Source organism: Mesorhizobium sp. M1365 (assembly GCF_040317865.1).
Lineage (GTDB): Bacteria > Pseudomonadota > Alphaproteobacteria > Rhizobiales > Rhizobiaceae > Mesorhizobium.
The window spans coordinates 39,929-66,737 of record NZ_JAMYLG010000003.1 but is presented as its reverse complement, the minus strand read 5'-3'; the positions used below and the strand labels follow the sequence as shown (position 1 = coordinate 66,737).

Below are 26,809 nucleotides of genomic sequence, written 5' to 3'. Positions count from 1 at the left end.
GCCGGGACCTCAGCTTGCGCCAGCCGGCAGCGGCGGCAGCCAGGTGTCGCCGGTCCAGCCCTTTTCGTCGTAGTCGGCCATGCAGGTGTCGACCAGTTCCTCCATCGCCCTCAGGCGCCCGCCGCGCTCAGCGCCCTTCAGCACCTGCAGCCGCACCTCTTCCGGCGCACCGGCATAGTTGAGCTCATAGAGCGCGTGGCGGCCGCCGAACTCGGTGCCGGTCGCATCCCACAGCAGCTTCATGATCTTGATGCGTTCGACATGGCCCATGTCATTGGAGCCGCGCACGTACTGGGCAAGGTACTTGTCGATCTCCGGATTGTCGAAATCCTTTGCCGAGGACGGCAGGTAGATCAGCCCCGAAGCGATGACTCGGCGCACCGTATCGATAACGCGCGGATAGGCCTCCGACATGAAAGTGCGATAGGCGAGCGCCGCTTCGAGATTGGGCAGCACGGCGCCGTTCGCCCATGGGATCGGGTTGTGCGCCATGGCGTTGGAAAAGCTCCAGAACATGTGGCGCAGCGCAATTACTTCGCCGAGGGCCGCCTGGTTGCCGCGGAAGGCATCCCCGCCCGTCGCGCGCAGCGCCTTCGCCAGCAGGCCTGCGAGGAAGTCGAGCTTGACAGCGAAGCGCGTGCAGCCCTGAAAACAATAGCCGTGCATGAAGCCCGACGCTGGGTGGAAGGAGAGGATCTTCTGCGCATCGCGCAGCACCAGCACGTCCTCCCAGGGGATGAAGACATTGTCCAGCACCAGGATCGCATCGTTCTCGTCGAAACGAGACGACAGCGGATAGTCGAAGGGATGGCCGACCGTGTTGGCCGTCTGCTCGTAAGAGACGCGGCAGAACATCTTTATCCCCGGCGCGTTCATAGGCACGATGAACATCACCGACAATGACGGGTCCTCGGTGACCGTCGCCGAGCTCTGCGCCAGGAAATTGTAATGGGTGAGCGCTGACGACGTCGCCACCACCTTGGCGCCGGACACCCAGATGCCGGCGTCGTTCTCCTTCGTGATGTGCACGAACACGTCCTTCACCTGCTCGGCCGGCTTGTGGCGGTCGATCGGCGGGTTGACGATGGCATGGTTCATGAACAGGGCCGCTTCCTGGGCGCGTTTGTGCCAGGCGAGTGCATTGTCCCTGAACGGGCCGTACCACTCGGCATTGGCGCCGAGCGTGTTCATAAGTGCTGCCTTGTAATCGGGCGTGCGCCCCATCCAGCCGTAGGACATGCGCGACCAGTCGGCGATGGCGGTCTGCTGTGCGGCGAGATCCGCGGCGGAATGGGCGACGCGGAAATATTTGTGCGTGTAGCCGCCAGAACCGGTGTCGGTCGGCGAGGTCAGCACCGCCTGCCGCGCCGGACCGTGCAAGGCATCGTAGAGGCGGGCCAGCGAGCGCGCCGAGTTGCGCATCGCCGGATGGGTGGTGACGTCGGCAATCCGCTCGCCATTGATATAGACCTCGCGCCCGTCGCGCAGGCTCTGCAAATATTCGGCACCGGTAAACGGCCGTTTCGTGTCGGCCCGGAAATCTTCCGATCGCATCATGATCCTCCTTTAACGCGTCAACTGTAGCGATCGTCGTGACAAAGGTTTATGGACGAAAGTATAGAACCACTTGGATTTTTTCGCCGTGATGAGCCAGACTGCCATTCCCGAATTCTTCGTCTACGGCGAACCGGCGCGTGCGCTCGACGTCGGATTCCTGCATGTCGAGACTGTTCTTGCACGTGCGTCCGTGCATCGCGGCCAGGTTCTCGCGCACAAGCACCCGCAAATGGCGCAGATCACCTTCTGGACCGGCGGCAGCGGCATTTATCGGATCGAAGACGAGACCTGGAGTTTTTCGGCGCCGACGGTGAGCTTCATGCCGAGCGGCGTGGTACACGGATTCAGCATCGAGACGGGCGCCGACGCCGTCGTTGTCTCGGTCGCCGATGCTGCCCTTGCGGCGATCGCTGAGCAGTCCGCGCTGCCGCTCGACCAGCCGGTCTTCGTCACCGGACGCGGTGAAACGGCCCTCTGGGAAAGGTTGGGTGATACGGTTACGATGATCCAGGCGGAATATGCCGACAGGTTGCCCGGTATGGAGAAAATCCTGCCGCCGCTGATCGCCGTGGCATTGTCGGGCATCGCCCGCCTCGATGCGCAGTCGCATGCTGTCGCGGTGCCGGCGACGGTGGCGCTGGGCGGCCGGCTGCGGCGTCTGATCGACCGGCATTTTCGCGACGACTGGCCGGTCGAGCGCTATGTCGCCGCGCTCGGCACCACGCGCCATCTGCTCGACAAGGCAGCGCGGCAGGTGCTCGGCGCGGGCGTACGCCAGGCGGTTGGTGAGCGGCGGCTGGTCGAGGCCAAGCGCCTGCTGCTGTTCACCGTGCGCCCGGTCGAGGACATCGCCTATGAGACCGGGTTCAACGACCCGGCTTATTTCTCGCGCTTCTTCCGCGCCGCCGTCGGCCTCTCGCCGGCGGCGTGGCGACGCCTGCGGCTCGGTCAGGACTGAGCGTCACCGTCGCTCAGGCGGCTGCCGTCAGTCCGGCGTCGAGAGCCTCGGCGATCTTTGCCACATCGGCGGACGAGATCACCAGCGGCGGCGACAGGATGATGGTGTTGCCGGAGACGCGCAGCATGACGCCGGCCTTGTAGGCGGCCTCTGCGGCGGCATTCATCGTCTTCTTGTCGGTCGGCTTCTTGGCGGCACGGTCGGAAACCAGTTCGAGCGCCGCCATCAGCCCTTGGTAGCGCACATCGCCGACCAGAGCGTGCTTCGTCTTCAGCGCTTCCAGCGCATTGCCGAGTTCGACACCGCGCGCCGCCGCATTCTCGTTGACGGCAAGCCGCTTGGTCTCGGCGAGTGTGGCCAGCCCCGCCGCGCAGCCGACCGGATGGCCGGAATAGGTGTAGCCGTGCCCGATCGAGCCGAAGCTGGTCTTGTCGGCCTCGAAGACGTCGGCAACCTTGGCGCTGATCAGCGTGGCGCCGAGCGGGAAGTAGCCTGAGGTGATCGCCTTGGCGATGCTCATGAAATCCGGCTTCACTCCGGAGAGCCGCGAGCCCGACCAGGCGCCGGTGCGACCGAAGCCGGTCACCACCTCGTCGGCGATGAGCAGGATGTCGTGACGGTCGCAGATCGCCCGCACCATCGGCATGAAGCTCTCATGCGGAACGATCACACCGCCGGCGCCGAGCACCGGCTCCATGATGAAGGCCGCGATGGTGTCGGCGCCCTGGAAGGCGATCTCGTCTTCGATCGCCCGCGCGCAGAGTTTCGCCAGCTTCGCCGGGCCGGTCTCGTCGAATGGGTTGCGGTAGGTCCAAGGCGCTGGCGTGTGGAAAACGCCGGGCATCAGCGGCTCGTAGTTGCGGCGGAAATTGGCGTTGCCGTTGACCGAGGCGCCGCCGAAATGCGTGCCGTGATAGCCCTTCTTCAGCGCCAGGAACTTCGTCCGGTCGCCCTGGCCCCTGATCTTCCAGTATTGCCGCGACAGCCGCAGTGCCGTCTCGACCGAGTCCGAGCCGCCGGAGGTGAAGAAGGTCCGTACCATGCCCTCGGGAGCGAACCAGTCGCACAGCTCATAGGCAAGCTCGATCGACGGTCCGGTCGAGGTGCCGCGAAAGCCGGAATAATAGGGCAGGGCGTCGAGTTGTGCTGCGATCGCCTTCTTGATCGGATCGCAGCTGTAGCCGAGGTTGACGTTCCACAGGCCCCCGACTGCATCGAGGACGGTGCGGCCTTCGGCATCGGTGACCGAGACGCCTTCGCCCTTCATGATGATCTTTGGCGGCGTCGCGCGCATCTCGGCCGGATGCGCCATCGGATGCCAGATCGGCTTGGCGTTGTTCTCGGTGAGGAAGTTGATGTCGCGCATCGGTGGGAACTCCGTTTCTTGAATTCTTAGGCCGCAACGCCGAAATGGCCGAGCGCCTCTGCATAGCCTTGCCCCGGTTGGGCGACGTCGAAATGCACGGCCAGCATGCCGGCGGCGACCGCGCCGTCGACGTTACGCTTCTGGTCGTCGACGAAGACGCAAGCCGCGGGCGGCAAGTGCAGTGCTTCGCTCACCATCGCATAAGCGCGCGGATCGGGCTTCAGGATATGCGTGTAGGTGGCGTCGATGATGGTCTCGAACAGCGACAGCAGCGGCAGGCGCTCGCGAAAGCTGTTGCCGTAGAACAAGTCGAGCTCGTTGGAGAGGATGGCGAGCCGGATGCCAGCTTCATGCGCCACACGGATCGCTCGTTCCGCCTCTGGCCGCACCACCGCTTGCGGGTCGGCGCCGCGCGCCCGCTGCACGAAAGTCGACATGTCGTCCCAGTCCTCGCCGACGAGACGGCCGACTTCACGCGTGCGCGTCTTCCAGTAGTCGCGCTCGCTGATCTCGTCGGCTTGCATGGAACGCCACAGCGGGTCGGATTCCGAATCGAACGGCCCGCGCCAGCCGAGCGTGCCGGGCGTCAAGTCCAACGCGCGTTCGGTCAGCGCGTGCGTCTCGAACAGCGTGCGGGTGACGACGCCGCCGAAGTCAAGCACCAGCGCCTTTGGCAATGGCCCGCTCATGCAGCTTGTGTTCCTTCCGGCGCGCCCAGCGGCACAATGCCTTCGGCGACCCAGCGGTCGAAGATCTCCAGCGCCTTGGCGCTGAAGGCGGCGTCGTTGATGTGCCCTGATATCTCGTGCAACTCGGCATTGCCGGGCACGCTCGAGCGCATCTCCTCGACAAAGGCCGACAGCGCCTCCGGTTCGTGCAGCGGCTCGCCCTCCTGGTCCCATTGCTGGATGCCGCCTGCCGGCAGGATGAAGGCGGTCGGCCCGGTTGCGGCGGCGAGCTTCTCGCCGATGGCGCGCGCGATCTCCTTGCGGGTTTCGCCGTCTGATGTCACCGAGGCGAGCAGGCGGTTGTGCGCATGGTACGGCCGTTCGAAGAAACGGGCAGGCACTGCTTGCCAGGTCGGAAAATCCACCATGTCGACGGCGCCAGGTGCCACGATCTGAGGGATGCCTTGCCGACCGGCATTTTCCAGCCGGTCGGAGCCCGAATTCACCACCGAGCCGGTCAGCTGGTTGGCGAGTTCCTGCAGGCTGAAATCCATCACCGCGACGAAGCCGCGCTGCGCGGCGATCGCCTCCAGCGCCCGGCCGCCCATGCCGGTGGTGTGGAAGACGATGACTTCATAGCCGCGCTTCTCCAGCTCCGGCTTCAGCGTCACCATATAGTGCAGGCAGCTTTTTCCCAGCGAACTCATGCCTATCCTGGGCCGCGTCGCGTCCGGCTTAACGACGGCGCGCGCGGCACCCACCACCGCTCCGCAGGCCTGCGACAGCACCGCCTTGCAGGCACTGTTGAGGCCATAGAGACCGCCCGCCCACAGGATCATCATCAGGTCTGTGGCGATCCGTTCTGGTGGCAGCAGATGTGAATAGGCAATGGTCGAGATGACGAATTTCGGCACGCCGAGCGGCAGCGCCAGCGCGACGTCAAGCGCAAGGTCGGTGCCCATCGAGCCACCGAGCGCGATGAAACCGTGGATTTCGCCCTTGTCGCAGAGTGCGCGGGCAAGCCGCGAGGCGCCGAGCGCCATCAGCGTCATCGCCGAATTCTCGTCGCCGCTGGCGATGATCGCCTCGATGGTCGTGTCGGCAGCTTGAGCCACCGCATGCTTGTCATGCGCCGGCTGGTAGGGCGGATCGCCGAGCACGCTCACATCCATCATCACGGCGACACCGCCGACCGCCTCGATGCGCTCGCGCATGAAGAGCAATTCGTCGGCCTTGGTGTCACCGGTGCCTATAACCAGGATTCGGCGTGTCTCCTCCACAGTCAATCTCCTTGCAGGGGTATTTGTTGTCATGCTCGCTTGAGGCCCGGCTGGCCCTGCCGTCCGAAAAGCCGCTCGCTGATAACGCGCGCAGCCGCCGCCACACTGGCGCCATAGCGCTCGATCTCGCCCTTCTGGACCCGCACCTTAGGCGCCGCGACGGCGATGATGCCAATGGCAAAACCGTCGGCGCCGAGGATCGGCGCCGCGACGCTGAGCACGCCCTCCTCGAAGCCTTGCGAGCCGGTCGAGTGCCCGCGCGCGCGGGCGGCGGCGACATGCTCGGCAAGTGTTTTCGCGTCGCGTATTGTGTGGGGCGTGAAGGCCGGCAGCGGTCCGGCCAGAACAGCGTCTCGGATACGCTCTTCCGTGAACGCCAGGAACGCAATGCCAGAAGCCGTCGCATGCATCGGCAGCACCTCGCCGAGTTGCACGCTGACGCGATTGGCCCTGGTCGATTCGACGACATGGACTGTGATCAGGCCGCGCTTCGAATATTCCGACAGGTGCACCGTCTCATCGGTTTCCGCCGCCAGCGCCTCGACCACCGGCACCGCCATGCGCAGGAAGGGGAACTGGGCTTCGCGCATCAGCGCCAGCCGCGCGACACCGGCGCCCAGCCGGTAAAGACGCGTGGCTTCATCCTGCTCGACCAGCCCATGCGCTATCAGGGAGACCAGCAGCCGGCGCGTTGTTGCCTTGTCATGGCCGGCGCGCCGGGCGAGGTCAGCCAACGCCGTCTCGGGCTCGCCGCGACCGAGCATTTCCAGGAGCGTGATGGCCTTGCTCACCGTACCCATGCGTATCTGATCCTCCATCTGATACTTAACGTGCGAATTAACTTGACAGGAAGCCGGTTCCTTTGCAAGTCTATATTCGAAATGTCGTTGCAAATAATGAAACGACAAGGCGGCCCGAAACAGGGCCTCGACATTTCAGGGACACTTGGCTTCCGCAGCGCGGAATTGGAGGGAAAGATGACGACAATTGAAGCCGGCGAAGCGAACCGGCTGAGGAAGAACAGCCTTGGCGTTGGCGCCATCACCTTCATGGTGATCTCGGCAGCGGCGCCTCTGACGGCTGTGGCTGGCGGCACGCCGCTCGGCATGCTGATGGGCAATGGCGCGGGCTTTGCCGGCACCTATCTGATCGTGACGCTGCTGCTGCTGTTGTTCGCGGTCGGCTATGTCGCCATGTCGCGCCATGTCGGCAATGCAGGCGCCTTCTATGCGTATGCGGCGCGCGGGCTCGGCGGTCTCGCCGGCGGCGCCACGGCGCTGATCGCAATCCTGTCCTACAATGCCATGCAGATCGGCGTCATGGGCCTTCTCGGTGCCGCGACCGCCGGGCTGTTCGCCGGCTGGGGCATCAACTTGCCCTGGTGGGCGTGGAGTTTCGTCGCCATCGCCATCGTCGCCGTGCTCGGCTACAGGCAGGTCGACCTGTCGGCCAAGATCCTGACCGTTCTGGTGCTTGCCGAATACGTCGTGGTGCTGATCCTCGACATGGCGATCGTCAAGACCGGAGGCGATAGTGGACTGTCAGCGGCGCCGTTCAGTTGGAGCCAGATCACCAGCGGCGCGCCGGCGATCGCCATCCTGTTCTGCTTTGCCGCGTTCATCGGCTTCGAGGCAACGACGATCTATGCCGAGGAGGCGCGCGACCCCAAGGTCACCATTCCGCGGGCGACATATTTCTCCGTCATCCTGATCGGCGTCTTCTACATGGTCACCGCATGGCTGATGGCGGTCGGTGCCGGCGTTGACAAGCTGCTGCCGGCGCTGCAGGGGCTTCAGGATCCGACCACGTTCCTGTTCGGCCTGTCCGACCGCTACGCCGGAACGATGCTCTCGCACGCCATGAGCATCCTGTTCGTGTCGAGCCTGTTTGCCGGCGTACTGGCGTTCCACAATGCGGTCGCCCGCTACATCTATGTTTCCGGCCGCGAGAAGCTCCTGCCGCGGACCATCGGCGTGACCCATTCGACGCACCAGAGCCCGCATGTCGCCTCGGTCATCCAGAGCGTGCTTGCCGCTGTCGTCGTCGGGCTCTTCGCCGTGCTTGGCCTTGACCCGGTGCTGGCGCTGTTTTCGTGGCTGACCAACGTTGCCACTCTCGGCGTCATCGTGATGATGGCGGTGGCCTCGCTCGCCGTCGTGATGTTCTTCCGTGCCAACCCGTCCAGTCAGGAGAACGCGGTGAAGACCACAATCCTGCCGGGGCTGACCTTCATCGCCTTCGTCATCATCATCTACCTGATCGTCATCAATTTCGGCGGCCTGTCCGGTGCTGGCGGGTTCCTCGGCGTGTTCCTGCCGGCGCTGGTGCTGATCGCGGCCGTGGTTGGCCTTGTGCTGGCGAGCGCGTTGAAGAGCCGGGATCCGGTGGCCTTCGCCGAGCTTGGACAGCCTTTGAAGGACTGAGATCAAGAGGGGCGGCGCATGACGCCGCCCCCTTCTTCACCCTAGGGGAGTAGCGGCGTTGAGCTTTGCCGAGAGCATCACCGTTGAGGCGCTGGAAGCCGATCCGTATCCGATCTATGCTGAACTGAGGCGCAACGCGCCGGTCGCTTTCGTGCCGGCGGTCAACCTCTGGTTCGTCACCCGCTGGAAGGATGTCGAAACGGTCGCGAAGTCGCCCGACATCTTCTCCGCGGTTGTCGGGACATCCCCGGTCGAACGCTCCTTCGGCAAGCCGACCATCCTGACCACCGACGGAGACGTCCACAAGGATCTGCGCCAGGGCGTCGACCCGAAATACCGGCCGCGCACCGTCGCTTCCTATGCCGGGGATCTCGTGCGCTCGATCGCCGGACCCTATCTCGACCGGATCGCCGAGCAGGGTGCGGCGGAACTGATGGCCGAGTATTTCGAGCCGGTGTCGACGCTCAGCCTGGCGCGCTCGCTCGGGCTGGCCGACATCGACATGCCGACCTTGCGGCGCTGGTTCTATGGCCTTGCCCAGGGCGCCATCAATTTCGAGAACGATCCGAAGCGCCAGGAAATCGCCGATGCGATCAGCGCCGAGGTTGGCGCCGCCATCCTGCCGACGCTGGAGAGGCTTGTCCACGCGCCTGACGACTCCGCCCTGTCGCACATACTGCATGACGGCATGCCGCAGGGTGCGACCCGCGCCATCGACTTCGTGATGCCGAGCATCAAGGTCATCCTGCTCGGTGGCATGCAGGAGCCCGGCCATGGCGCCGGCTCCATACTTGCCGGCCTGCTTTCGCATCCCGAGCAGATGCGGCAGGTGCTGGACGATCTGGAAACCTTGGTGCCGAAGGCGGTCGACGAGGGTTTGCGATGGGTCGCGCCGATCGGCACGCAGACGCGCCAGACGACGCGCGCGGTCGAGCTCGGCGGCGTGACCATCCCGGCGGGCGCGCCAGTCGCCGCGCTCGTCTCCTCGGCCAGCCGCGACGAAATCCGGTTCTCCGATCCCGACCGTTTCGACATCCTTCGTGATGAAGGCAACCACGCTGCCTTCGGCTTTGGCCATCACTTCTGTTCGGGTCGGTTTTTTGCGCGCGAGCAGATGTGCCTCGCGGTAAGGCTTCTGCTGGAACGGTTTCCGGATCTGCGGCTGGTGCCAGGCAAGGAACCGGTGTTCCGGGGCTGGGAATTTCGCGCGCCAACCACCCTGCATGTCGCCTTCGGAGCCGGTACCCAATGATCAACCAGAACACCATCGATATGCTGCGCAAGGCCGAGGTCGGTGTGCGAAACCTCTTCATCGATGGTGCGCAGACCGCAGGTGCAAGTGGCGCCACGCTGCCCGTGATCTCGCCGATCGATGGCCGCCCGTTCGCCAGCATCGCCGACGGCAACGCCGTCGATGTCGATCGCGCCGTGGCGTCGGCGCGCAAGGCGTTTGAGAAGGGCTCGTGGTCGCGCGCCGCCCCCGCCTTCCGCAAGAAGATTCTGACGAAGTTAGCCGAGCTGGTCGAAAAGCATGTCGATGAACTGGCGGTGCTTGGCGTCCGCGACAACGGCACCGAGATCGGCATGGCCTACAAGGCCGAGCCGTTATCGGCCGCGGGCACCATCCGCTACTACGCGGAGGCTATCGACAAGGTCTATGGCGAGATCGCGCCGACGGCCGAGAATGTGCTCGGGCTGATCCACAAGGAGCCGCTCGGCGTTGTCGGCGTCATCGTACCCTGGAATTTCCCATTGATGATCGGCGCCTGGAAGATCGCGCCGGCGCTGGCTGCCGGCAATTCCATCGTCGTCAAGCCGCCCGAGGTCGCTTCGCTGACGCTTCTGCGGCTGGCTGAGCTCGCTGCCGAAGCCGGGCTTCCCGCCGGTGTGTTTAACGTCGTTACCGGCCGTGGCGCGGTTGCCGGCGAGGCGCTCGGCCTGCACATGGATGTCAACGCCATAGCCTTCACCGGCTCGGGGCCGGTCGGCCGGCATCTGCTTGAGTATGCGGCGCGTTCCAATCTGAAGCGCGTCTTCCTCGAACTCGGCGGCAAGTCGCCCAACATCGTCTTTGCCGACGCCCCGGACCTGAAACAGGCCGCAATCGTCTCGGCCAACGGCATTTTTCGCAATTCCGGCCAGGTCTGCGTTGCCGGCTCGCGCCTGCTCGTCCAGGCGTCGGTCTACGACCGCTTCATGGACGAGCTCCTCGCAGCGACCACGCGGCTGAAGGTCGGCGATCCGCTCAATCTGACGAGCGACGTCGGTGCGGTATCAAGCGCCGAGCAGCTGGACAAGAATCTCGGCTTCGTCGAACGGGCGACAGCTGAAGGCGCCCGTCTGGTCACCGGCGGCGGACGGATCCTGGCCGAAACCGGCGGCAGCTACATGGCGCCGACGATCTTCGAGAACGTGACGCAAGAGATGCAACTCGCCCGCGAGGAGGTGTTTGGGCCGGTGCTCGGCGTGATGCGCTTCGAGACCGAGGAAGAGGCGGTGCGGCTTGCCAATTCGACGGTCTATGGCCTTGCCTCGGCGGTGTGGACCGCCAACCTCTCCACGGCGCATCGTATGGTGCGCAACATCAATGCCGGCGTCGTCCACGTCAACACCTATGGCGGCGCCGACATCACCGTGCCGCTCGGCGGCGTCAAGCAGTCCGGCTTCGGTCGCGACAAGTCGATGCATGCGCTGGACAAATACACCGATCTCAAAACGGCCTGGATTTCTCTCGGCTGACCGTTTCTCGCTAAGCGCTGCCGAGGATGAAATCGGCACAGCGGTCGGCGATCATGATCACCGGCGCGTTGGTGTTGCCACTGATGAGCCTGGGCATGACCGAGGCATCGCAGATCCGCAGGCGCGGCACGCCGCGGACGCGCAACCGCGGATCGACCACGGCACTGTCGTCATTGCCCATCCGGCAGGTTCCCGATGGGTGGTAGACCGTCTTGGCGTGTTCGAGGATGTGGCCGACGATCGCCTGGTCAGGAAGATCCGCGGCCGCGCCCGGCGAAAGCTCCTCCGCCACCATGGCCTGCAGCGCCGGCTGGCGCAGGATGGTGCGGGCGATCTTCATGCCGGCCAGCAGCAAGGCGAGATCGTCCGGATCGGACAGGAAGCCGGTGGTGAAGCGGATCGGATCGGCCGCATCGCGCGAGCGCAGCCTGACCGTGCCGCGCGACTTCGGCCTGAGCACACAAGGATTGATCTCCATGCCGTGCCGCTCGATCGAGCCGTGTTCGGCGCTCTCGATCATCACCGGCAGGACGTGGAACTGGATATCGGGACGGCCATCGCCATCGGCGTCGAAGAAGCCGCCGCTCTCGACCACATTCGAGGTGAGCAGGCCGGTGCGGAACATGAGGTACTGCAGGCCGTGGCGCAGCGCCCGCAGGCCACGGTCCTCACCAAGCAGCGAGATCGGCTGGCGCGTCAGCGCATAGACGGGAGCCGCGACGTGATCCTGCAGGTCGCGGCCGACCGCGGGCATGTCGCGGATGACGGGAATGCCCAGCGCGGTCAGATGTTCGGCTGGCCCCAGTCCCGACAGCATCATCAGCTTCGGCGTCGCCAGCGCGCCTGATGTGAGGATCACTTCGGCTTCCGCCGTCGCTGTATGGGTCTGTCCGTCCGATGTGGTGTAGGCGAGGCCGCTTGCCGCACCGTTTTCCAATGTCACGCCGGTGACAAGCGCATCGGTGACGACGGTGAGGTTGGCATTGCCTGCCAACGGCTTCAGGAACACCTTTGCCGCCGATTGTCTTTCGCCATTCGCGGTCGTCGTCTGGTAAAAGCCGACGCCTTCCTGCCTGTCCCCGTTGAAGTCGTCATTGAAGGGATAGCCGGCCTGTTGCGCGGCCCTGACATAGGCCAGAGACAGCGGATGGCGATGGCGGGGATCGGAGACGGGCAGCGGTCCGGTGGTGCCGTGGCGATCGCCGGCCAGCCGCTCGTTGCGCTCCAGCCGCCTGAACACCGGCAGCACCTCGTCCCAGCCCCAGCCGGGACAGCCAAGGTCGCGCCAGTCATCATAGTCCTGCGGCTGGCCCCTGACATAGAGCATGGCATTGATCGACGACCCGCCGCCCAGCGTGCGGCCCTGCGGCACCGGTAGCCGGCGGCCGCCGACGCTGGGTTCGGGATCGGATTCGTAGATCCAGCTGCGCGCCGTGCCGATCACCTTGGCGAAGGTGGCGGGCATGTCGATGAAGCGCGAATTGTCGGCCGGCCCGGCTTCGACGATCAACACGCGCTTGCCGGTATTGACCAAGCGGTTGGCCAGCGTGCAGCCGGCCGAGCCGGCGCCGGCGATGATGTAGTCGTACGCAGCGTTCATGGCGTCAGGCGTAGCGCATGATGACGGTCTTGGTCTCGAGATAGCCGTCGATCGCCGCGCGGCCGTGTTCGCGGCCGATGCCGGACTGCTTGAAGCCGCCGAAGGGTGCCGCAGGGTCCAGCGTGTTATGCGAATTGACCCACACCGTGCCGGCCTTGAGGCCGTGGACGGCGGTCATCGCCTTGCCCATGTCGCGGGTCCAGATCGAGGCCGACAGGCCATAGCGCGTGTCGTTGGCGATATGGATCGCCTCGTCGAGATCGGCGACCGGCATCGCCGCTACCACCGGACCGAACACCTCCTCACGCGCGATCTCCATGTCGGGCCTGATATTGTGCAGGATGGTCGGCGCGACATAATGGCCCCTGGCCGGTACCGACCGCGCGCCGCTGACGCGTTCGCCGCCGGCCGCCAGGCTGCGCTCGACAAAGCCCTCGACGCTCCTTCGATGCTTGGCCGAGACCAGTGGGTTGATCTGGGCTTCGGCATCGCGGCCGGCGCCCAGTGTCATGCCATCGGCGATCTCGGCCAGCCGCGCCAGCGTGCGGTCATAGATAGACTTTTCGATCAGCAGCCGCGAGGCCGAGGTGCAGACCTGGCCCTGGTTGAAAAACATGCCGAGCCCGGCGACCAGGGGCTCAATACCTTCTTCCATGTCGGCAAGCAGGATCATCGGCGATTTCGACCCGAGCTCCAGCGTGAAGCGGGCGACGCGGTCGACGGCCGCGTGGCCGACGCGCTTTCCCACTTCCGTCGAACCGGTGAAGGTCAATTTGTCGATGCCGGGATGACGGATCAGCGCCTCGCCGGTGACGCTGCCGCTGCCGGTCACGATGTTGATGACGCCGGGCGGGAAGCCTGACGCCTTGATCAGTTCTGCGAGCCTGAGCAGGCCGAGCGGCGTCTCCTGCGGCGGCTTCAACACCACGGTGCAGCCGCAGGCGAGCGCCGGCGCGATCTTCCACATGCCGATCAGCAACGGGAAATTCCACGGCACGATGGCGCCGACGACGCCGACCGGTTCCATTATGGTCATCGCTTGATGCCTGGCGCCAGGCGGCACCGGAATGGACACCTGGAAGGTCGAGCCCTCGATCTTGGTCGCCCACCCGGCATAATAGCGCAGCCAGTCGACGCTGCCGCCGGCGCTAAGCATGCGGGCGACACCTAGCGACTTGCCGTTCTCGATGCTTTCGATCTCGGCCAAGAGATCGGCATCGGCCTCGATGGCGTCGGCGAGCTTCAGCATCAGGTTCTGGCGGTCGACCGGCCGCATTGAGGCCCACGGGCCTTCAAGGGCTGCACGCGCAGCACGCACCGCCTGGTCGACCAGTTCGGGACCGCTCTCGGGCACATGCGCGACGATCTCGCCGGAGGCGGAATCATCGACAGCGAGGCCATTTCCCGCCAAGCCGTCAACAAAGCGTCCATTGATGAAGGGCCGGTGCGGACGCGCCAGGAAAGCGGCGGCAGCAGTGCTGATCGGCGGCACGGTTCTCTCGTTCACGCCATCCTCCTCGATTGCTGGTGAACACGTTGCATCAGGGTTATGGAGCGTGTCGGCTGGCTTCAAGCGGCTGATGGTGCCAGTGCACGCTCAGTCAAAACAAAGTTCCCGCTTGGACAAGACGCCCCGCAGTCGACTGGCCTAGACCAAAGTCGCATCGAGCAGCGTGTTTTGCGCAGGCTTCCCGGTTGTCAAAGAGGTGTCGACGATTGAGTGCGTTGCTGGGCAATCCGATGGTCACCACTGCTGCGCTGCCACTCGCGCTCGGCACGGTGATGGCGCTGTTGGCAAGGGTCGCACTGCCGGGATCAGTGCTTTCTCTGCTGTGGGCCGCTTTGATTTTGTTCTTCTATTGGGACACGCTCGGGCCGCCTGTGGTGCCGCCGGTCGCCGCCAGCCAGAAGCTGATCTATCTCGCCTCTGGCGGCATCGTCGTGGGCCTGTTGCCCGAACGCCTGTTGAGCGCTGCCGTTGCGGGCAAGCTTGTCGCCGCCGCGCTTGCGGTAGCCTTGCTGTGGCTTGGCTGGCGCCGCCTGGCCGGCGGTTCACTCGACCTGCAGATGGTCGCCGCCCTCATCGCCGGCCTGTTGGCGATCGTCGGCGCCGCGATGCTGCTGTCGGCGCGGTCCTCGCCATCGTCGTCCGCCGAAGCGCCGTTCCTGGTGCCGGCGGCGATGCTCGCTTTTTGCCTGGCCGGCGCCATCATCTCGGTGCTTGGCGCCTCGATCGTCACCGGGCAATTGCTGGGATCGCTTGCCGCGCTCGCCGGCGGCTGGTGTCTTGTCCAGTACATCACAGTGCTGCGCGGAGGCTCCGCCGTTGCCTGGAGCAAGGGCACTGAACTGCTGCTTATCTACGCCGCAGCCACCGTGCAGATCCAGGTCGCGCTGCTGGCGCCGAAGGCTAATCCGGTCGCGCTGGTGCTTTCATCCTTGCCGCTGATCGTGGCCATGCTGATGCCCGGTCCGCTGCGGGGCCTTGTTCCCGGCGTCCGGCCGTTGCGGCCGCCGATTGCCGGTCTGCTGATCGCCACACCGGCGATATTGGCCATCCTGACGGCGATCCTATGGGCGCCGCATGGAGCCGCCCTCGGCTTTTCCTGAGCCAAAGAACGACAACCAACAATGGGGAGAGTTACGTGACGATGAGAAAACTGACGGCCGCGTTGGCCTTTGCCTCGGTGTGCGCATTCGCATCGGCAGCACATGCCGACACTTACGAGATCGACGGCCAGCACGCCTGGATCACCTTCACCATAAAACACGGCATCTACGGCATCGCGCATGGCCAGTTCGATGCGGTGAAGGGCGCCATCGTGATGGACAAGGCCGATCCATCGAAAAGCAGCGTCAAGGCCGAGATCGATGTCGGCTCGGTGCACACCGCCTATGACCAGCGCGACAGCGATTTGAAAGGCCCCGACTTCTTCAACGCCGCCGAATTCCCGGCGATCTCCTTCGAAAGCACCAAGGTAGAGAAGGTCAGCGACAAGACCGGCAAGGTCACCGGCAATCTCACCATCAGCGGTGTGTCCAAAGAGATCACCCTCGACGTGACGCTGATCAACGAGGCGCCGGCGCCGTGGGATGCGACGCTGACCAAGGCGGCGTTCAGCGCCACAGGCAAGGTCAGTACGGCCGACTTCCCGATGGCCAAGGCCGCGGCCGGCTTCGGCCTTGGCCCGGATGTCGACATCGTCATGGATTTGGAAGCGGTGAAAAAGTAATCCGGCGAGCGAGTGCCGCGCGCAAGGTCGCGCGGCACTTCATCGGACAGGGCGCAAAGTGCGCACTCAGTCAAAACAAAGTTCTCGCTCGGACAAGACGCAGATTGGCCCGTGCCGCATTATTCCCAGCGAAGATCGGCACATAGCCGGCGCGCTTACCAATCGGGATGGAACAATGCGATTTTCGGGAAAGACGGCTTTCATTACCGGCGGCGGCACCGGGATCGGCGCGGCGGTGGCCAGGCGCATGGCGGCCGACGGCGCCAAGGTGGTCCTGATGGGCCGGCGGCGCGAGCCGCTGGAAGCTGTGACCAAGGATATTGGCGGTCTGGTGGTGCAGGGCGATGCCGCCGATCCGAAGGCGGTGCGTGCGGCGCTTGCCGAAGTGCATGAAAAAATCGGACCTGTCGACATCCTCGTCGCCAATGCCGGCGGCCATGGTGTCGGCCCGACGATTTCGATGAGCGACGAAACCTGGAGCCTGGCGACGCGCACCAATCTCGACACCGCTTTCGTCTGCGCCCGCGAATGCCTGCCGGACCTGATCGCGCGGAAGGGCAACATCGTCGTCGTTGCCTCGATCGCCGGCCTGTTTGCCGGCCCGGACGCCGCCGGCTACGTCACCATGAAGCATGCCTGCATCGGCTTCGGCAAATCGCTGGCGCGCGACTATGGCCGCAAGGGCGTGCGCACCAACATCATCTGCCCGGGTTGGGTCTCGACCGACATGGCCGACGAACAGATGGCGGTGATCGTCGAGAAGCACGGACTTGGCTCGATCGACGATGCCTACCGGCTGGTGACCAGGGACGTCCCGCTCGGCCGGCCGGCGACACCGGAAGAGGTTTCCAACGTCGTCTGCTTCGTCGCTTCGAGCGAGGCGGCCATGATGAACGGTTCGATCCTGACCGTCGATGGCGGCGCCACCGTCGTCGACCTGCCGACATTAGCTTTTGTCGATTGATTGGGGGAGTGCGATGAACGACCAGAACAGGCCGGCGGACTGGAAGCATTTCGACGATTTCGCCGCCGGCATCGCCACCAACCGGCTGGCGACGACATCAGCGTTGCGCGGCCAGACCTTCAAGATCACGCTCGACACGGGGCGCACAATCGACCTTGCCTTCACGTCGCCCGACACGGTGGCGTGGAGCGAGGGCAGCGAGGCCGGCGCGGACTGGTACGAGGCGCTCGAAGTCGCCGCCAACGTGTTCTTCATCAACATGACTTTCGCCGCCCGGCCGACCGAGGATGAGGCCTACATCGTCAACACAAGCACGCGCCGGGTGCTGTCGGTGCGCGAACGGGTGCGTGAAGCAGGCGAAGCGCCCGGCGAGCCGCGCGTCGCGCAGACCTGGTCGGCCGGCGTGCTCGGGGATCCCAGCAACGCGCCGACCGGTATCAAGCCGGCGCCGACCCGGGACCTGATCGGGCTCACCGCGCACTACACATACAGCCCCAACCACGTCTACGAGCACATCTATCTAAGCTCCGAGCGCTATGCCTGGCAGAACCTCGTCGGCATCCAGCGTGGCCATGGCGACGTCGACCTGGCGACCACCTGGAAGTTTGCCGACAACCAATATGTGTTCGGCTTCCGCGAGTTCATCATCCCGGTCGCCTCGCTGTTCTTCTACAATTGGGACGTCATGCGCTCGACCGGGAAATTCCTCGGCGTGACCAGCCTGGGCAAGGTCGAGAACAAGCCGGCCGGCGCTCACATCGAGAAGAAATCCAGAACCGTCTACGACGAAGGCAAGGCGCCGGTCTGACCGCGCGGGAGAACGCGATGAACAAGAACTACGAAGCGATCAAGGCCCATTACGCCGGTTCCGATGCCAAGGACCTATCTGCGATGATGGCGCCAATCACCAGCCGCACCGCCTGGACCGAAATGGCGGGCTTCCCCTATGCCGGCACCTATGTCGGCCCCGACGCCATCATAGCGGGGGTCTTCAAGCGCATCGGCGAGGAGTGGGACGGCTACACGCTGAAGCTCGAAAGACTGGTCGACGGCGGCGCCACCATCGTCGGCATCGGCACCTATTCGGGCACCTACAGGAAGACCGGCAAGCAAATGTCGGCGCGCGTCGTCCATGTCTGGGAGATGGACGACGGTAAAGCCGTGAGTTTCGAGCAGTTCACCGATACCAGGCTGGTCGCGGCAGCGACGGTCTGAGGCATGCGGGCGGGCGCCGATGCGTCCGGCCGATGAAACAACCTGGGAGGATGCAATGGGAAACAATCTGAAGGCAATGCTGGCGGGCCTGGTGCTGTCGACCGCACTTGCGGCCGGCGGCACAGGAGTCGCGAATGCCGCCGGCGACGAGATCGTCATCGGCGCTCCGATCTCCTTGACCGGGCCGCTGGCCGGCGACGGCAAGGAGCAGAAATGGGCCTATGAGCAAGCGGTGGCCGACATCAACAAGGCCGGCGGCATCATGCTCAAGTCGGCCGGCAAGAAGCTGCCGGTGCGCCTCGTCGTCGCCGACGACGAAAGCTCGGAAGGCAAGGTCGCCTCGGCGCTGGAAAACCTCATCAAGGTGCAGAAGGTCGACGCGCTGCTATCGACCCATTCCGGGCCGATGAACATCGCCGGTGCCATCGTCGCCGAGAAATACAAGAAGTTCTACATGATCACGACGGCGTTCCCGTTCGAGTGGCAGCCGTTGAAGCTCAAATACTCGGCCCTCTTCTTCTTCCACCCGGGGCCGGGCGCCGAGGTGCCATTCGAGATCTGGAACAAGCTGCCGGCCAATGAGAAGCCGAAGAACCCGGCACTTGTCACCGAGGATTCGCCCGACGGCAAGGGCTTTGGCGGCGCCTTCGAGGCGGCGGCCAAGAAATATGGCTACACTTTCGCGGTCGACGATCCCTGGGCGATCGGGGCCACCGACTATTCGGCGCTGATCACCAAGCTCAAGGCCGCCAATGTCGACGCCATGCTGGTGTTCGGCTCGCCGGCCGACACGGTGACGCTGCTGCGCCAGATGAAGGAGCTCGGCTTCTCCGTGCCTTATCTGCATGGCTGGAAGGGCACCTGGACGGGCGAGTTCCACGAAGCGCTCGGAGCGGATTCGGACTACATCATGACCGACGGTTTCTGGTCGTCGAGCTATCCCTATCGCGGCGCCAAGGAACTCGGCGATCGCTACGAGGCCGAATTCAAGAAGGACTCCGTCACAGTCGGCGCCTTCTACGCTAATGCGCAGGTGCTGGCGCAGGCGATCGAAAAGGCGGGAACCACCGATGCCGCCGCGCTGCATGACGCGGTCTTCAACCAGGAATTCAAGGACACCGTCGTCGGCGATCTCAAATTCGACCAGACCGGCTTTGCGCTGATCCCCAGCGTTGCCACGCAATGGTGGCAAGGCAAGCACCAGCTGATCTTCCCGAATGGCAACTGGACCTACAAGCCGGCGCCGGCCTGGGACAAGCGCTGAGCGGCGAGGGCACGGGCTCCGACGTTGCCGCCTGCCCTTCTCCCCGTCCTACTCGGGGAGAAGGCCGGCAGGGCGATGAGGGCGGCGCTGACCTCGATAGATTGCGCGGATAGCTTCCCCTCGAGAAACGGAAACACACGATGCAGCCTGACGAAACCTTGCTTCGCCTCGAGGCGATCCAGAAGCGGTTCGGCGGGCTTGTCGTGCTCAACAACATCGACATCGCCGTCGGAGCCAATGAGCTGATCGGGCTGATCGGTCCCAACGGCGCCGGCAAGTCGACACTGTTCAACGTAATTACCGCGCTCTACACCCCAACCCAGGGCCGTATCCGCTTCCGTGGCGAGGACATCACCGGCACGGCCCCGCATCGCATCTGCCGGCTCGGCATTGCCCGCACCTTCCAGCTGGTGCGCACGTTCCTGACCATGACGGCCTTCGAGAACATCATGGTAGGTGCCGTCTATGGCTCGGGCGGCCGCGTCAAGCATGCGACGGCAGCCGCCGAGGAGGCACTTGAACTGGTCGGGTTGACCGCCAAGCGCGATGTCCGCACCGCGCATATGACGTTGTCCGACCGGCGGCTGCTGGAGATCGCGCGAGCCGTTGCCTCCAGCCCGGGGCTGCTGTTGCTGGACGAACCGATGGCGGGGCTGAACCCGACCGAGATCCAGCGCACGGTCGATGTCATCCGCCGCGTGCGCACAGACAAGGGGGTCTCGATCCTGTGGGTAGAGCACAAGGTCGATGCCATCATGAAGGTATGCAGCCGGGTGATCGTGCTGGACCATGGCGAGAAGATCGCCGACGGCACGCCGCGCGAGATCGTCGCCAACCGCAAAGTGATAGAGGCCTATCTTGGCGAACCGGCTGCTTGACGTCACCAATCTGGAAGTCGCCTATGGCGACGTCGGAGCGCTGTGGGGCGTGTCGATCCACGTCGACGCCGGCAGCATCGTCGCCATTGTCGGCGCCAACGGCGCGGGCAAGACGACGCTGCTGAAGACCATCTCCGGTCTGCTGAAGCCGAAGCGCGGCGAGATCTTCCTCTCCGGCGCGCCGCTGGCCGGCAAGGCGCCGGAGGAGATCGCGGCGATGGGCATCGCGCATGTACCGGAAGGGCGCGGCCTGTTCCGGCAGATGACCGTGCTGGAAAACCTCGAGCTCGGCGCCTTCCAACCCAAGGTGCGGAAGCGCTTCAAGCAGTCGCTGGAGAAAGCCTACACGCTGTTTCCGCGGCTAAAGGAGCGGGCAGGGCAGAAGGCCGGTTCGCTCTCCGGCGGCGAGCAGCAGATGCTGGCGATCGCGCGCGCCACCATGTCGGACCCGTCGCTGCTCATCCTCGATGAGCCGTCGCTGGGGCTCAGCCCGATCGTGGTGCAGCAGATGTTCGCGCTGATCGAGACCTTGCACAAGCAGGGCGTCACCATCCTCCTGGTCGAGCAGAACATCCATCAGGCACTGAAGGTCGCCGACTATGCCTTCGTGCTGAAAACCGGCGAGCTTGCCATGCAAGGCACTGGTGCCGAGCTCATCGCCGATCCCGAAATCCAGAAGGCCTATATGGGCGTCTTGGAGGTGCAATGATGCAGAACATTCCGCCTCCGGAAATCCTGCTGCAGCTGTCGCTCAACGGCGCGCTGGGCGGCGCCATGTACGGCGTTGCGGCGGTGGGCCTCAGCCTCATCTTCGGCACCATGCGGCTGATCTTTCTGGCGCAGGGCGCGATGATCATCCTGTCCGCCTATTTCGTACGGGCGCTGTTCTACGGCGTCGGCATCGACCCTTTCGCGTCGCTGCTGATCGTCGTGCCCGTCGGGCTCGTCGTCGGCTGGCTGGTCTACCAAGGCCTGTTTCGCCGCGCGGCGGCAGCGGAGGACCGCAACATCTCACTCTTGATCGCGGTCGGTCTGATGTTCCTGATCCAGAACCTGATGACGGTTATCTGGGGCGGCAACACCGCGGCCATCGTCACCTCCTACACGGCGAGCGGCATCGAGATTTTGGGCGTGCGCACCTCCTTCACCCGCTCGATGGGCTTCGTGATTGCGCTCGCCGGTACCGGCCTGGTGGTGCTATTCCTGCGCAAGACATTGGTTGGTAAGGCGGTGCGCGCGGCCTCCGAGGACATGGAGGCGGCGACGCTGATGGGCATCAGCCCGCACCGCGTCAACGCCGTCGCCTTCGCGATCGGCATCGGACTCGCCGGAGCGGCCGGCGTCGCGGTGGCGACGACTTTCCCGTTCAACCCGTTCGCCGGCTTCATCTTCAGCCTCAAGGCGCTGGTGGCGCTGGCGCTGGGCGGGATCGGCAATGTCGCGGGCGCACTTGCCGGCGGCATCATCCTCGGCCTGATCGAAGCCTATGTGCAGTATTTCATCTCGGGCGGCTGGACCAACGCCATCGCCTACGGCGTGTTCCTGGCGGTGCTGATGTTCAAGCCGGAAGGCCTGTTCAGCCGGCCCTACAAGAAGGCTTGAGCGTCATGATGATGAAAGCCTTGCCGGAACAATTCTGGATTGGGATCGCAATTGCCGTGGTCGCTGCCCTCGCGCTGGTGCCGCTCCTGCCCGGCGCGATCGATTCTTATGCCTTCTCGTTCCTGTTCTTCGTTTTCATCTACGCCACTATGGCGCAAGGCTGGAACCTCGTTGCCGGCTTCGGCGGCCAGATCAGCCTCGGCAACCATGCCTTCTTCGGGCTCGGCGCCTACACCACCGCCATTCTGTGGAGCGGCAATTATCTCTGGGGCACGTTCTATGACGCCTATCCGCGGATCTACTATTTCGACCCGGTGACGATGATGCTGGGCGGGCTGGTCGCGGCCGTCGCCGCCATCATCATCGGCCTGCCGCTGCTGTCAAAGCTGCGCGGCGACTATTTCGCGCTCGGCACGCTCGGCTTCGGCGAGATCATCAAGGTGATGTTCATCAATGGTGGTGATTTCACCGGCGGCGCATTCGGCGTCGTGGCGCCCGCCGGCACCTTCGATACGCTCTTGCCGCACTATCTGGTCGGGCTCGGCCTGATGGTGGGCACGGCGCTTGCCATCCGCTTGCTGATGCGCTCGCGCTACGGCCTGGCGCTGATCGCCGTGCGCGATGACGAGATGGCGGCTTCGGCCAACGGTATCGACACGCTGAGGGTCAAGGTCGCCGCCTTTGCTGGCAGCGCCTTCATCGCCGGCGTCGCCGGCAGCCTCTATACCTACTACATCTTCCATGTCGGCCCGGACTCCGTCTTCGACCTCGACTGGATGCTTTTGCCGCTGATGATGACGGTGGTCGGCGGCACCGGCACCCTGCTCGGCCCGATCCTCGGCGCCTTCGTCATGTACGCGGTGTTCGACCTGGCGCGCATAGTGGTGCCGGATTACCACCCGGTGATTTCGGGGCTGACCATCATCTTGGCGATGCTGTTCTTGCCGAAGGGGCTGATGCGGAGTTTTGCGGGCAGGGCGCGGACGGCTTGAGGTCTGGGTAGAGCCCTGTTGAAGCGTCAGCGCTGCAAGTCGGGAGTGAGAGCCCTCGAAAAATTATGGAAGGTGAGGATACAATGTGCCTCATACGGGCGCAAAACAATTTGCTGTATCCGATAAAGGTACGGCTAACAGCACCTTCCTAATGCACCACCATACGCACTCGCTCCCGCAAATCTCTCGGCGCCACGTCATACTTGCTTCTGAACGCCCGCGAAAAATGTGCGCTCGAATTGAACCCGCAGGCAAACGCGATTTCCGAGATGGAGGCTGAGGCGCGGGCGGGCGACAGCAGCTCCTCCTTGCTGCGCTCCAGCCGCCTATCCCACACGAACCGCTCCAGTGTGGTGCCTTCGCCTTCGAAGGCGCGGTGCAGATAGCGGCGGGAGCAGCCCATGTGGCGGGCTATGTCCTCGGCCGACAGGTTTGAGCGCGCCAGGTTGGCGTCGATATAGGCGACGATGCGTTCGCGCAGCGCTTCCAGCGGCGAGCGGCGGAAGTCCGGCGCCGTCGGCTTTGCCTGGATCAGTCCGTTGACGAGTTGTATCAAGCTTTCTCCGACACGGCGGCAGCCGGCCTCGTCGAGCTTGTGAGCGGTGCCGATCGCCATCTGCATCAGACCGGAAACGATATGGGTGAGGCTGTCGTCGTTGCCGGGCAACGGCACCGGCGCCGAGAGCCGCGCCAGCGTCCCGTCGCCGAAGGTCGAGCGCGGCACCTGCAGGATGAGCTGGTCAACATCCGACAGGTTTTGCAGCGAATAGCTGCGCATTGGATCATAGATGATCGCAGCGCGTGGGCCGAGATCGACCGCGACCTCCTGCTGCTCGAAGCGGCTGTGACCGCTGAGCTGCATCAGGATCTTGATCGCGTCGGGATCGAAGCTGCGCCAGAAGGTACGGTCGCTGACGACCAGATGCGACTTGGCCTTGATCTCGGAAAGCCGGCAGGAGCCGAGATGCACGGAAACGAGCTTCGGCAGCGACGGCGCCTCGCCGCGTGAGAAACGCTGGGTGATCGGGCCGAACAGCATCCGCGACGCAGATAGGAAAGCCTCGCCGTCGGCGACGCTCACGTGGTGGGCGATCATAGTCTCCTCCACATTCTCGTTGTTCCCGTCTTGTCGCGGGATTGTGACGCAGCGGCAGCGCCACGTCATCCTTAACATGATAAGCATCTTTGCCGCAACGGCGGAGGTGCTTCACGCCGCGCCGGACGAAGTCGGCCGGCATCCTGGTGTCCGCGTTACTGAAGGGCCCCATGCCGCTGCCGTGCGGAAAGGCCCGATCTTGCGGTCGAGCCGTTTCAAAGGCCGGTACCCGGTCGCCGTCGGCGAGATAGCCGTGGACGTCGGCGCGATAGCCGGTCCGCTCGGTGGCCAAGCACTGGAAGACACATTCATCAGGGCGTCCATGCCGGCACAGGGAAGGCGTTCCGCCTCGGTCTATTCGACTTCGGACGCGCGAGCACGGCGAGCAGATCGCCGCCGTTCTCCTCGGAGAGGACCCTTCATAGGTCCTCCGGATCAGATCGAATTGGCGCTCATCTCAGCCCCACTTCATCTCGCCCTTCGCGACCTTCGAGCCGATGTCGAGGGCGACGCCCATGCCGAGGCCTGGGAAGCGGGCCTCCATCGCGCTCTTCAGCGCCGCGGCGTCCGCGGCCTTGGCGAGTTCCTGCTCGAAGGCCAGAAGATAGGTCTTGGTGTATTCGACAGCGGAGATGTCGACCGGCGACTCAGGCGTCATGTGCCCCGGCACGACGACGGTCGGTTTGCGCGCTGCGATCTTGTCGAGATTGGCAATCCAGACCGCGCGTGATTCCCTGGTCGGGGTGTCGGCGGTCCAAACATGAACGCCGGCGAAGACCAGGACGCCGCCAAACACCGCGTTCAGCGAGGGCGCCCAGAGATAGCGGCGATTAGCGAGGCCCTCGGCGGCGACGAACTCCACCGTCTCACCATCCACAGTCAGTGACGGACCGTCAAACGCATCGGGCAGGACGATGTCGGCCAGCGTCTGCGGACCGTTCTCCTTCAGTTGGGGTCCCCATACATCGAGCTTCTTCTTGACCGACGCCTTGATCGCGGCAACCGTGTCCGAGGCGGCGACGACCTTGGCCTCGGGGAATGCCTCACGCACCGGCTTCAGGCCGAAATAGTAGTCCGGGTCCGACTGGCTGACATAGATCGTGGTCAGTTTCTTGCCGCTGGCCTTGATCTCTTCGGCCAGCGCGCGGCCGTCCGGATAGGTGAAGCCGCCGTCGATCAGCAGCGCCTCGGTGGCGCCGGAAAGCAGGACGGGGGCGCGGAAAAAACCGTTTGGGCCGGCCGGGAAATGCTTCCAGGCAAGTCCGGTTCCAGCCGCACGGCCGATATCGGCAGGGGCGAAGACGGCAGCGGCGCTGATGGCAAATGTGGTTTTCATGACTTGTCTCCTCGTAAGCATGTGGGTGTCCTCTCGGATTGGATGGCGCTGAAGAAATCGGGGTGCGCGCGATATTGAGATCGAGTCGGCCGGGTCCAGCCGCCGGATAAATTCAGGAAGCTCAGATAGGGCCGAGTGATCGTGGTGTGGACGATACCGTTCTCGCAGTCCCCGACATGGACCCACGGTCGTCCCGGCAACCTCGGTCCAGACCATGAACACCCTTGGCCGAACTTCCAGCGCCCGGTCGCGGACGGCCTCCGCCTTGGCGAACTTGGCCGCCTCCGGAGGCAAGCGCATGAAGGTGCCTCGGCATCGAACTGCAGATGGAAGGCGAGGTCGCCGAAGCGAGCCTCGTAGACGTGGCCCATTGCGGGAAAAGCCTCGATCGTCACTCTGCTTTTCCTCCTGCGCGGACCCGGTTGCCCGACGCACAGAAGGATGGACCGTTTCGATTGGACGATAAATATCGATGAATTGGATTCAATGTGAGGTATAAGCGCACAATCGGAGCAGGCGAGCATGGAAGCGATCAACCTCAACAGACTGGCGTACTTCGCGGCCGTGGTGGACATGGGCTCGTTCACTCGCGCGGCCGATCGGCTAGGCGTCAACAAGACAGTCGTCAGCCAACAGGTTGCGCGGCTTGAAGCGGAATTGAAGACAAGCCTGCTGCTGCGCACGACGCGCAGGGTCGAGCCGACCGAGGCAGGCCGGCAGCTTCACGCGCGATGCGTGATGATCCTGAGCGAGGCAGAAGAGGCCTTCGCCGAACTTGCCCAGACCAATGCTCAGCCGTTGGGCGTACTGCGGATCACCGCGTCCAACGATTACGGCGCGATCACCGTCGCGCCACTGGCAGCCGAGTTCTGTCGAATCTATCCGGCATGCCGGGTCGATCTCATCCTCTCGGACGCCAGGATGGATCTGGTCGCCAACCAGATCGACCTTTCGATTCGCGTAGGTTGGCTTACCGACTCCAGCCTGCAGGCGCGCCGGATCAGCTCATTCCGGCAATTTCTGGTCGCCGCGCCCGACATAGCCGGAGACTTGTCCCCGAGCGAGCCCGAGGAACTGTCCGGCCTCCCCTTTGTCGCGAATGTCGCGCTGAAGGAGCCGCTGGTGTGGCGGTTTACCCGGGGGGATCATGAACTGCGGACAGTCCGCATGAAGCCCGGCATGACGATCAACAGCACCCCGGCCGTGCTGGAGGCAACCCTAGCGGGCGCCGGTATGTCGATCCTTCCCGATTTTCTTGTCGGCGATCATGTGGCGGCTGGCCGGCTGGTGCCGATTCTGCCTGCCTGGACGCTGCCTACCGGCGGCATCCACGCCGTGTATCCGGCCGGCCGGTTCCGCCCGCCCAAGGTTGCACGGTTCGTCGAGATGCTTTCTCAGAACGGCAGGCAGCGGCCTCGAAACCTCTTCCGCAACGGCTGATGTCTGCTCGCGGGCGTCGTCTCGCCACCGTGTACAGCGAAGTCGCCCCGAGTTCCTCTTTCGAGAAAGTCCGTCCAACGCCCTGAGCGTGTTCCGACCAGCCGGTCGAACCGATCGGAAACTGATCTTTGGGCAGCAGAAATCTGACCGCCGGCTATATGAGCCGCTCGCGGCATTGCGCGAGCGTCTTCGCTCTGC

Annotated in this window: 24 protein-coding genes; 15 read left to right on the top strand and 9 right to left on the bottom strand. The window is 64.5% G+C overall.

Translation table 11 applies throughout. The annotated features are described in order from the left end of the window. Window positions 1-9 precede the first annotated feature (9 nt). Entirely contained in the window at window positions 10-1,554 is a 1,545-nt protein-coding gene (locus NKH04_RS04545; RefSeq protein WP_352918366.1) for a 4-hydroxyphenylacetate 3-hydroxylase N-terminal domain-containing protein, read from the bottom strand. A gap of 91 nt (window positions 1,555-1,645) precedes the next feature. Here NKH04_RS04545 and NKH04_RS04540 point away from each other — a divergent pair, with 91 nt between their 5' ends. Further along, complete coding sequence (locus NKH04_RS04540) at window positions 1,646-2,515, top strand: helix-turn-helix domain-containing protein (protein ID WP_352817963.1); 870 nt, start codon at window positions 1,646-1,648, stop codon at window positions 2,513-2,515. 13 nt (window positions 2,516-2,528) lie between these two features. On the opposite strand, the gene NKH04_RS04535 is transcribed toward NKH04_RS04540, so the two are convergent. Genes NKH04_RS04535 through NKH04_RS04520 form a run of 4 tightly spaced genes read right to left on the bottom strand, consistent with a single transcriptional unit; the run spans window position 2,529 to window position 6,647 of the window. Further along, a complete protein-coding gene (locus NKH04_RS04535) occupies window positions 2,529-3,881 on the bottom strand; it encodes an aminotransferase class III-fold pyridoxal phosphate-dependent enzyme (protein WP_352817961.1) in 1,353 nt (450 codons plus the stop codon). 26 nt (window positions 3,882-3,907) lie between these two features. Further along, window positions 3,908-4,558 (bottom strand): HAD family hydrolase, encoded by a 651-nt coding sequence (locus tag NKH04_RS04530; protein WP_352818419.1) that lies wholly within the window; start codon window positions 4,556-4,558, stop codon window positions 3,908-3,910. Window positions 4,559-4,566: 8 nt separating this feature from the next. Next, a complete protein-coding gene (locus NKH04_RS04525; RefSeq protein WP_352685375.1) occupies window positions 4,567-5,862 on the bottom strand; it encodes a Tm-1-like ATP-binding domain-containing protein in 1,296 nt (431 codons plus the stop codon). After that, entirely contained in the window at window positions 5,859-6,647 is a 789-nt protein-coding gene (locus NKH04_RS04520) for an IclR family transcriptional regulator (RefSeq protein WP_353044041.1), read from the bottom strand. Before NKH04_RS04520 ends, NKH04_RS04525 begins: the two co-directional genes overlap by 4 nt. 159 nt (window positions 6,648-6,806) lie before the next feature. Here NKH04_RS04520 and NKH04_RS04515 point away from each other — a divergent pair, with 159 nt between their 5' ends. From NKH04_RS04515 to NKH04_RS04505, 3 genes are read left to right on the top strand one after another with little or no spacing between them, the layout of a single operon-like run. Continuing rightward, window positions 6,807-8,252 (top strand): APC family permease, encoded by a 1,446-nt coding sequence (locus NKH04_RS04515; protein ID WP_352469646.1) that lies wholly within the window; start codon window positions 6,807-6,809, stop codon window positions 8,250-8,252. Between the two features lie 58 nt (window positions 8,253-8,310). Beyond that, window positions 8,311-9,504 carry a cytochrome P450 gene (locus NKH04_RS04510; protein WP_352469647.1) on the top strand — a complete coding sequence of 398 codons (1,194 nt, stop codon included), beginning with the start codon at window positions 8,311-8,313 and terminating at the stop codon, window positions 9,502-9,504. Continuing rightward, a complete protein-coding gene (locus NKH04_RS04505) occupies window positions 9,501-10,991 on the top strand; it encodes an aldehyde dehydrogenase (RefSeq protein WP_352817956.1) in 1,491 nt (496 codons plus the stop codon). Before NKH04_RS04510 ends, NKH04_RS04505 begins: the two co-directional genes overlap by 4 nt. A 10-nt stretch (window positions 10,992-11,001) precedes the next feature. Here NKH04_RS04505 and NKH04_RS04500 read toward each other — a convergent pair whose 3' ends face one another. Together NKH04_RS04500 and NKH04_RS04495 are read right to left on the bottom strand one after the other, a co-directional pair. Then, complete coding sequence (locus tag NKH04_RS04500) at window positions 11,002-12,591, bottom strand: GMC family oxidoreductase (RefSeq protein WP_352767508.1); 1,590 nt, start codon at window positions 12,589-12,591, stop codon at window positions 11,002-11,004. 4 nt (window positions 12,592-12,595) lie between these two features. After that, entirely contained in the window at window positions 12,596-14,098 is a 1,503-nt protein-coding gene (locus tag NKH04_RS04495) for an aldehyde dehydrogenase family protein (RefSeq protein ID WP_352817953.1), read from the bottom strand. A gap of 209 nt (window positions 14,099-14,307) precedes the next feature. On the opposite strand from NKH04_RS04495, the gene NKH04_RS04490 reads away from it, so the two are divergent. The 10 genes from NKH04_RS04490 to NKH04_RS04445 all read left to right on the top strand — a co-directional run bounded on the left by NKH04_RS04490 (window position 14,308) and on the right by NKH04_RS04445 (window position 22,739). Continuing rightward, on the top strand, window positions 14,308-15,201 hold the full coding sequence (locus NKH04_RS04490) for a hypothetical protein (protein WP_352469651.1): 894 nt from the start codon (window positions 14,308-14,310) through the stop codon (window positions 15,199-15,201). Between the two features lie 41 nt (window positions 15,202-15,242). Beyond that, window positions 15,243-15,824, top strand: coding sequence for a YceI family protein (locus NKH04_RS04485; RefSeq protein ID WP_352539477.1), 582 nt, complete (start codon window positions 15,243-15,245; stop codon window positions 15,822-15,824). A gap of 175 nt (window positions 15,825-15,999) precedes the next feature. Further along, window positions 16,000-16,788 (top strand): SDR family NAD(P)-dependent oxidoreductase, encoded by a 789-nt coding sequence (locus NKH04_RS04480; RefSeq protein WP_352469653.1) that lies wholly within the window; start codon window positions 16,000-16,002, stop codon window positions 16,786-16,788. 13 nt (window positions 16,789-16,801) lie between these two features. Continuing rightward, window positions 16,802-17,596, top strand: coding sequence for a MoaF C-terminal domain-containing protein (locus tag NKH04_RS04475; RefSeq protein WP_352469654.1), 795 nt, complete (start codon window positions 16,802-16,804; stop codon window positions 17,594-17,596). 17 nt (window positions 17,597-17,613) lie between these two features. Beyond that, the gene (locus tag NKH04_RS04470; RefSeq protein ID WP_352469655.1) at window positions 17,614-18,003 is read left to right on the top strand and encodes a nuclear transport factor 2 family protein; all 390 of its coding nucleotides are present in this window, start codon (window positions 17,614-17,616) and stop codon (window positions 18,001-18,003) included. Window positions 18,004-18,058: 55 nt separating this feature from the next. After that, window positions 18,059-19,267: an amino acid ABC transporter substrate-binding protein gene (locus NKH04_RS04465; RefSeq protein ID WP_352539272.1), complete on the top strand. Its 1,209-nt coding sequence runs from the start codon at window positions 18,059-18,061 to the stop codon at window positions 19,265-19,267. Window positions 19,268-19,407: 140 nt separating this feature from the next. Further along, the gene (locus tag NKH04_RS04460) at window positions 19,408-20,145 is read left to right on the top strand and encodes an ABC transporter ATP-binding protein (RefSeq protein WP_027027454.1); all 738 of its coding nucleotides are present in this window, start codon (window positions 19,408-19,410) and stop codon (window positions 20,143-20,145) included. Continuing rightward, window positions 20,126-20,854, top strand: coding sequence for an ABC transporter ATP-binding protein (locus tag NKH04_RS04455; protein ID WP_502893727.1), 729 nt, complete (start codon window positions 20,126-20,128; stop codon window positions 20,852-20,854). Before NKH04_RS04460 ends, NKH04_RS04455 begins: the two co-directional genes overlap by 20 nt. Then, entirely contained in the window at window positions 20,851-21,747 is an 897-nt protein-coding gene (locus NKH04_RS04450; RefSeq protein ID WP_352469658.1) for a branched-chain amino acid ABC transporter permease, read from the top strand. The genes NKH04_RS04455 and NKH04_RS04450 overlap by 4 nt, the downstream gene beginning before the upstream one ends. Before the next feature lie 5 nt (window positions 21,748-21,752). After that, entirely contained in the window at window positions 21,753-22,739 is a 987-nt protein-coding gene (locus NKH04_RS04445) for a branched-chain amino acid ABC transporter permease (protein WP_352469659.1), read from the top strand. Window positions 22,740-22,887: 148 nt separating this feature from the next. On the opposite strand, the gene NKH04_RS04440 is transcribed toward NKH04_RS04445, so the two are convergent. Together NKH04_RS04440 and NKH04_RS04435 are read right to left on the bottom strand one after the other, a co-directional pair. Then, on the bottom strand, window positions 22,888-23,835 hold the full coding sequence (locus NKH04_RS04440; RefSeq protein ID WP_352767497.1) for a helix-turn-helix domain-containing protein: 948 nt from the start codon (window positions 23,833-23,835) through the stop codon (window positions 22,888-22,890). Between the two features lie 457 nt (window positions 23,836-24,292). Beyond that, window positions 24,293-25,192, bottom strand: coding sequence for an MBL fold metallo-hydrolase (locus NKH04_RS04435; RefSeq protein WP_352539269.1), 900 nt, complete (start codon window positions 25,190-25,192; stop codon window positions 24,293-24,295). Between the two features lie 501 nt (window positions 25,193-25,693). Between NKH04_RS04435 and NKH04_RS04430 the strand changes: the two genes are divergently transcribed. Next, complete coding sequence (locus tag NKH04_RS04430) at window positions 25,694-26,611, top strand: LysR family transcriptional regulator (protein WP_352817948.1); 918 nt, start codon at window positions 25,694-25,696, stop codon at window positions 26,609-26,611. Window positions 26,612-26,809: the final 198 nt, after the last annotated feature.

What these genes read in the sequence shown, in the direction of transcription:
- NKH04_RS04545 (WP_352918366.1), bottom strand. Translation starts at nt 1,554, where the DNA reads ATGCGATCGGAAGATTTCCGGGCCGACACGAAACGGCCGTTTACCGGT.
- NKH04_RS04540 (WP_352817963.1), top strand. Translation starts at nt 1,646, where the DNA reads ATGAGCCAGACTGCCATTCCCGAATTCTTCGTCTACGGCGAACCGGCG.
- NKH04_RS04535 (WP_352817961.1), bottom strand. Translation starts at nt 3,881, where the DNA reads ATGCGCGACATCAACTTCCTCACCGAGAACAACGCCAAGCCGATCTGG.
- NKH04_RS04525 (WP_352685375.1), bottom strand. Translation starts at nt 5,862, where the DNA reads ATGACAACAAATACCCCTGCAAGGAGATTGACTGTGGAGGAGACACGC.
- NKH04_RS04520 (WP_353044041.1), bottom strand. Translation starts at nt 6,647, where the DNA reads ATGGAGGATCAGATACGCATGGGTACGGTGAGCAAGGCCATCACGCTC.
- NKH04_RS04515 (WP_352469646.1), top strand. Translation starts at nt 6,807, where the DNA reads ATGACGACAATTGAAGCCGGCGAAGCGAACCGGCTGAGGAAGAACAGC.
- NKH04_RS04505 (WP_352817956.1), top strand. Translation starts at nt 9,501, where the DNA reads ATGATCAACCAGAACACCATCGATATGCTGCGCAAGGCCGAGGTCGGT.
- NKH04_RS04500 (WP_352767508.1), bottom strand. Translation starts at nt 12,591, where the DNA reads ATGAACGCTGCGTACGACTACATCATCGCCGGCGCCGGCTCGGCCGGC.
- NKH04_RS04485 (WP_352539477.1), top strand. Translation starts at nt 15,243, where the DNA reads ATGAGAAAACTGACGGCCGCGTTGGCCTTTGCCTCGGTGTGCGCATTC.
- NKH04_RS04480 (WP_352469653.1), top strand. Translation starts at nt 16,000, where the DNA reads ATGCGATTTTCGGGAAAGACGGCTTTCATTACCGGCGGCGGCACCGGG.
- NKH04_RS04475 (WP_352469654.1), top strand. Translation starts at nt 16,802, where the DNA reads ATGAACGACCAGAACAGGCCGGCGGACTGGAAGCATTTCGACGATTTC.
- NKH04_RS04470 (WP_352469655.1), top strand. Translation starts at nt 17,614, where the DNA reads ATGAACAAGAACTACGAAGCGATCAAGGCCCATTACGCCGGTTCCGAT.
- NKH04_RS04465 (WP_352539272.1), top strand. Translation starts at nt 18,059, where the DNA reads ATGGGAAACAATCTGAAGGCAATGCTGGCGGGCCTGGTGCTGTCGACC.
- NKH04_RS04460 (WP_027027454.1), top strand. Translation starts at nt 19,408, where the DNA reads ATGCAGCCTGACGAAACCTTGCTTCGCCTCGAGGCGATCCAGAAGCGG.
- NKH04_RS04450 (WP_352469658.1), top strand. Translation starts at nt 20,851, where the DNA reads ATGATGCAGAACATTCCGCCTCCGGAAATCCTGCTGCAGCTGTCGCTC.
- NKH04_RS04445 (WP_352469659.1), top strand. Translation starts at nt 21,753, where the DNA reads ATGATGATGAAAGCCTTGCCGGAACAATTCTGGATTGGGATCGCAATT.
- NKH04_RS04440 (WP_352767497.1), bottom strand. Translation starts at nt 23,835, where the DNA reads ATGATCGCCCACCACGTGAGCGTCGCCGACGGCGAGGCTTTCCTATCT.
- NKH04_RS04435 (WP_352539269.1), bottom strand. Translation starts at nt 25,192, where the DNA reads ATGCTTACGAGGAGACAAGTCATGAAAACCACATTTGCCATCAGCGCC.
- NKH04_RS04430 (WP_352817948.1), top strand. Translation starts at nt 25,694, where the DNA reads ATGGAAGCGATCAACCTCAACAGACTGGCGTACTTCGCGGCCGTGGTG.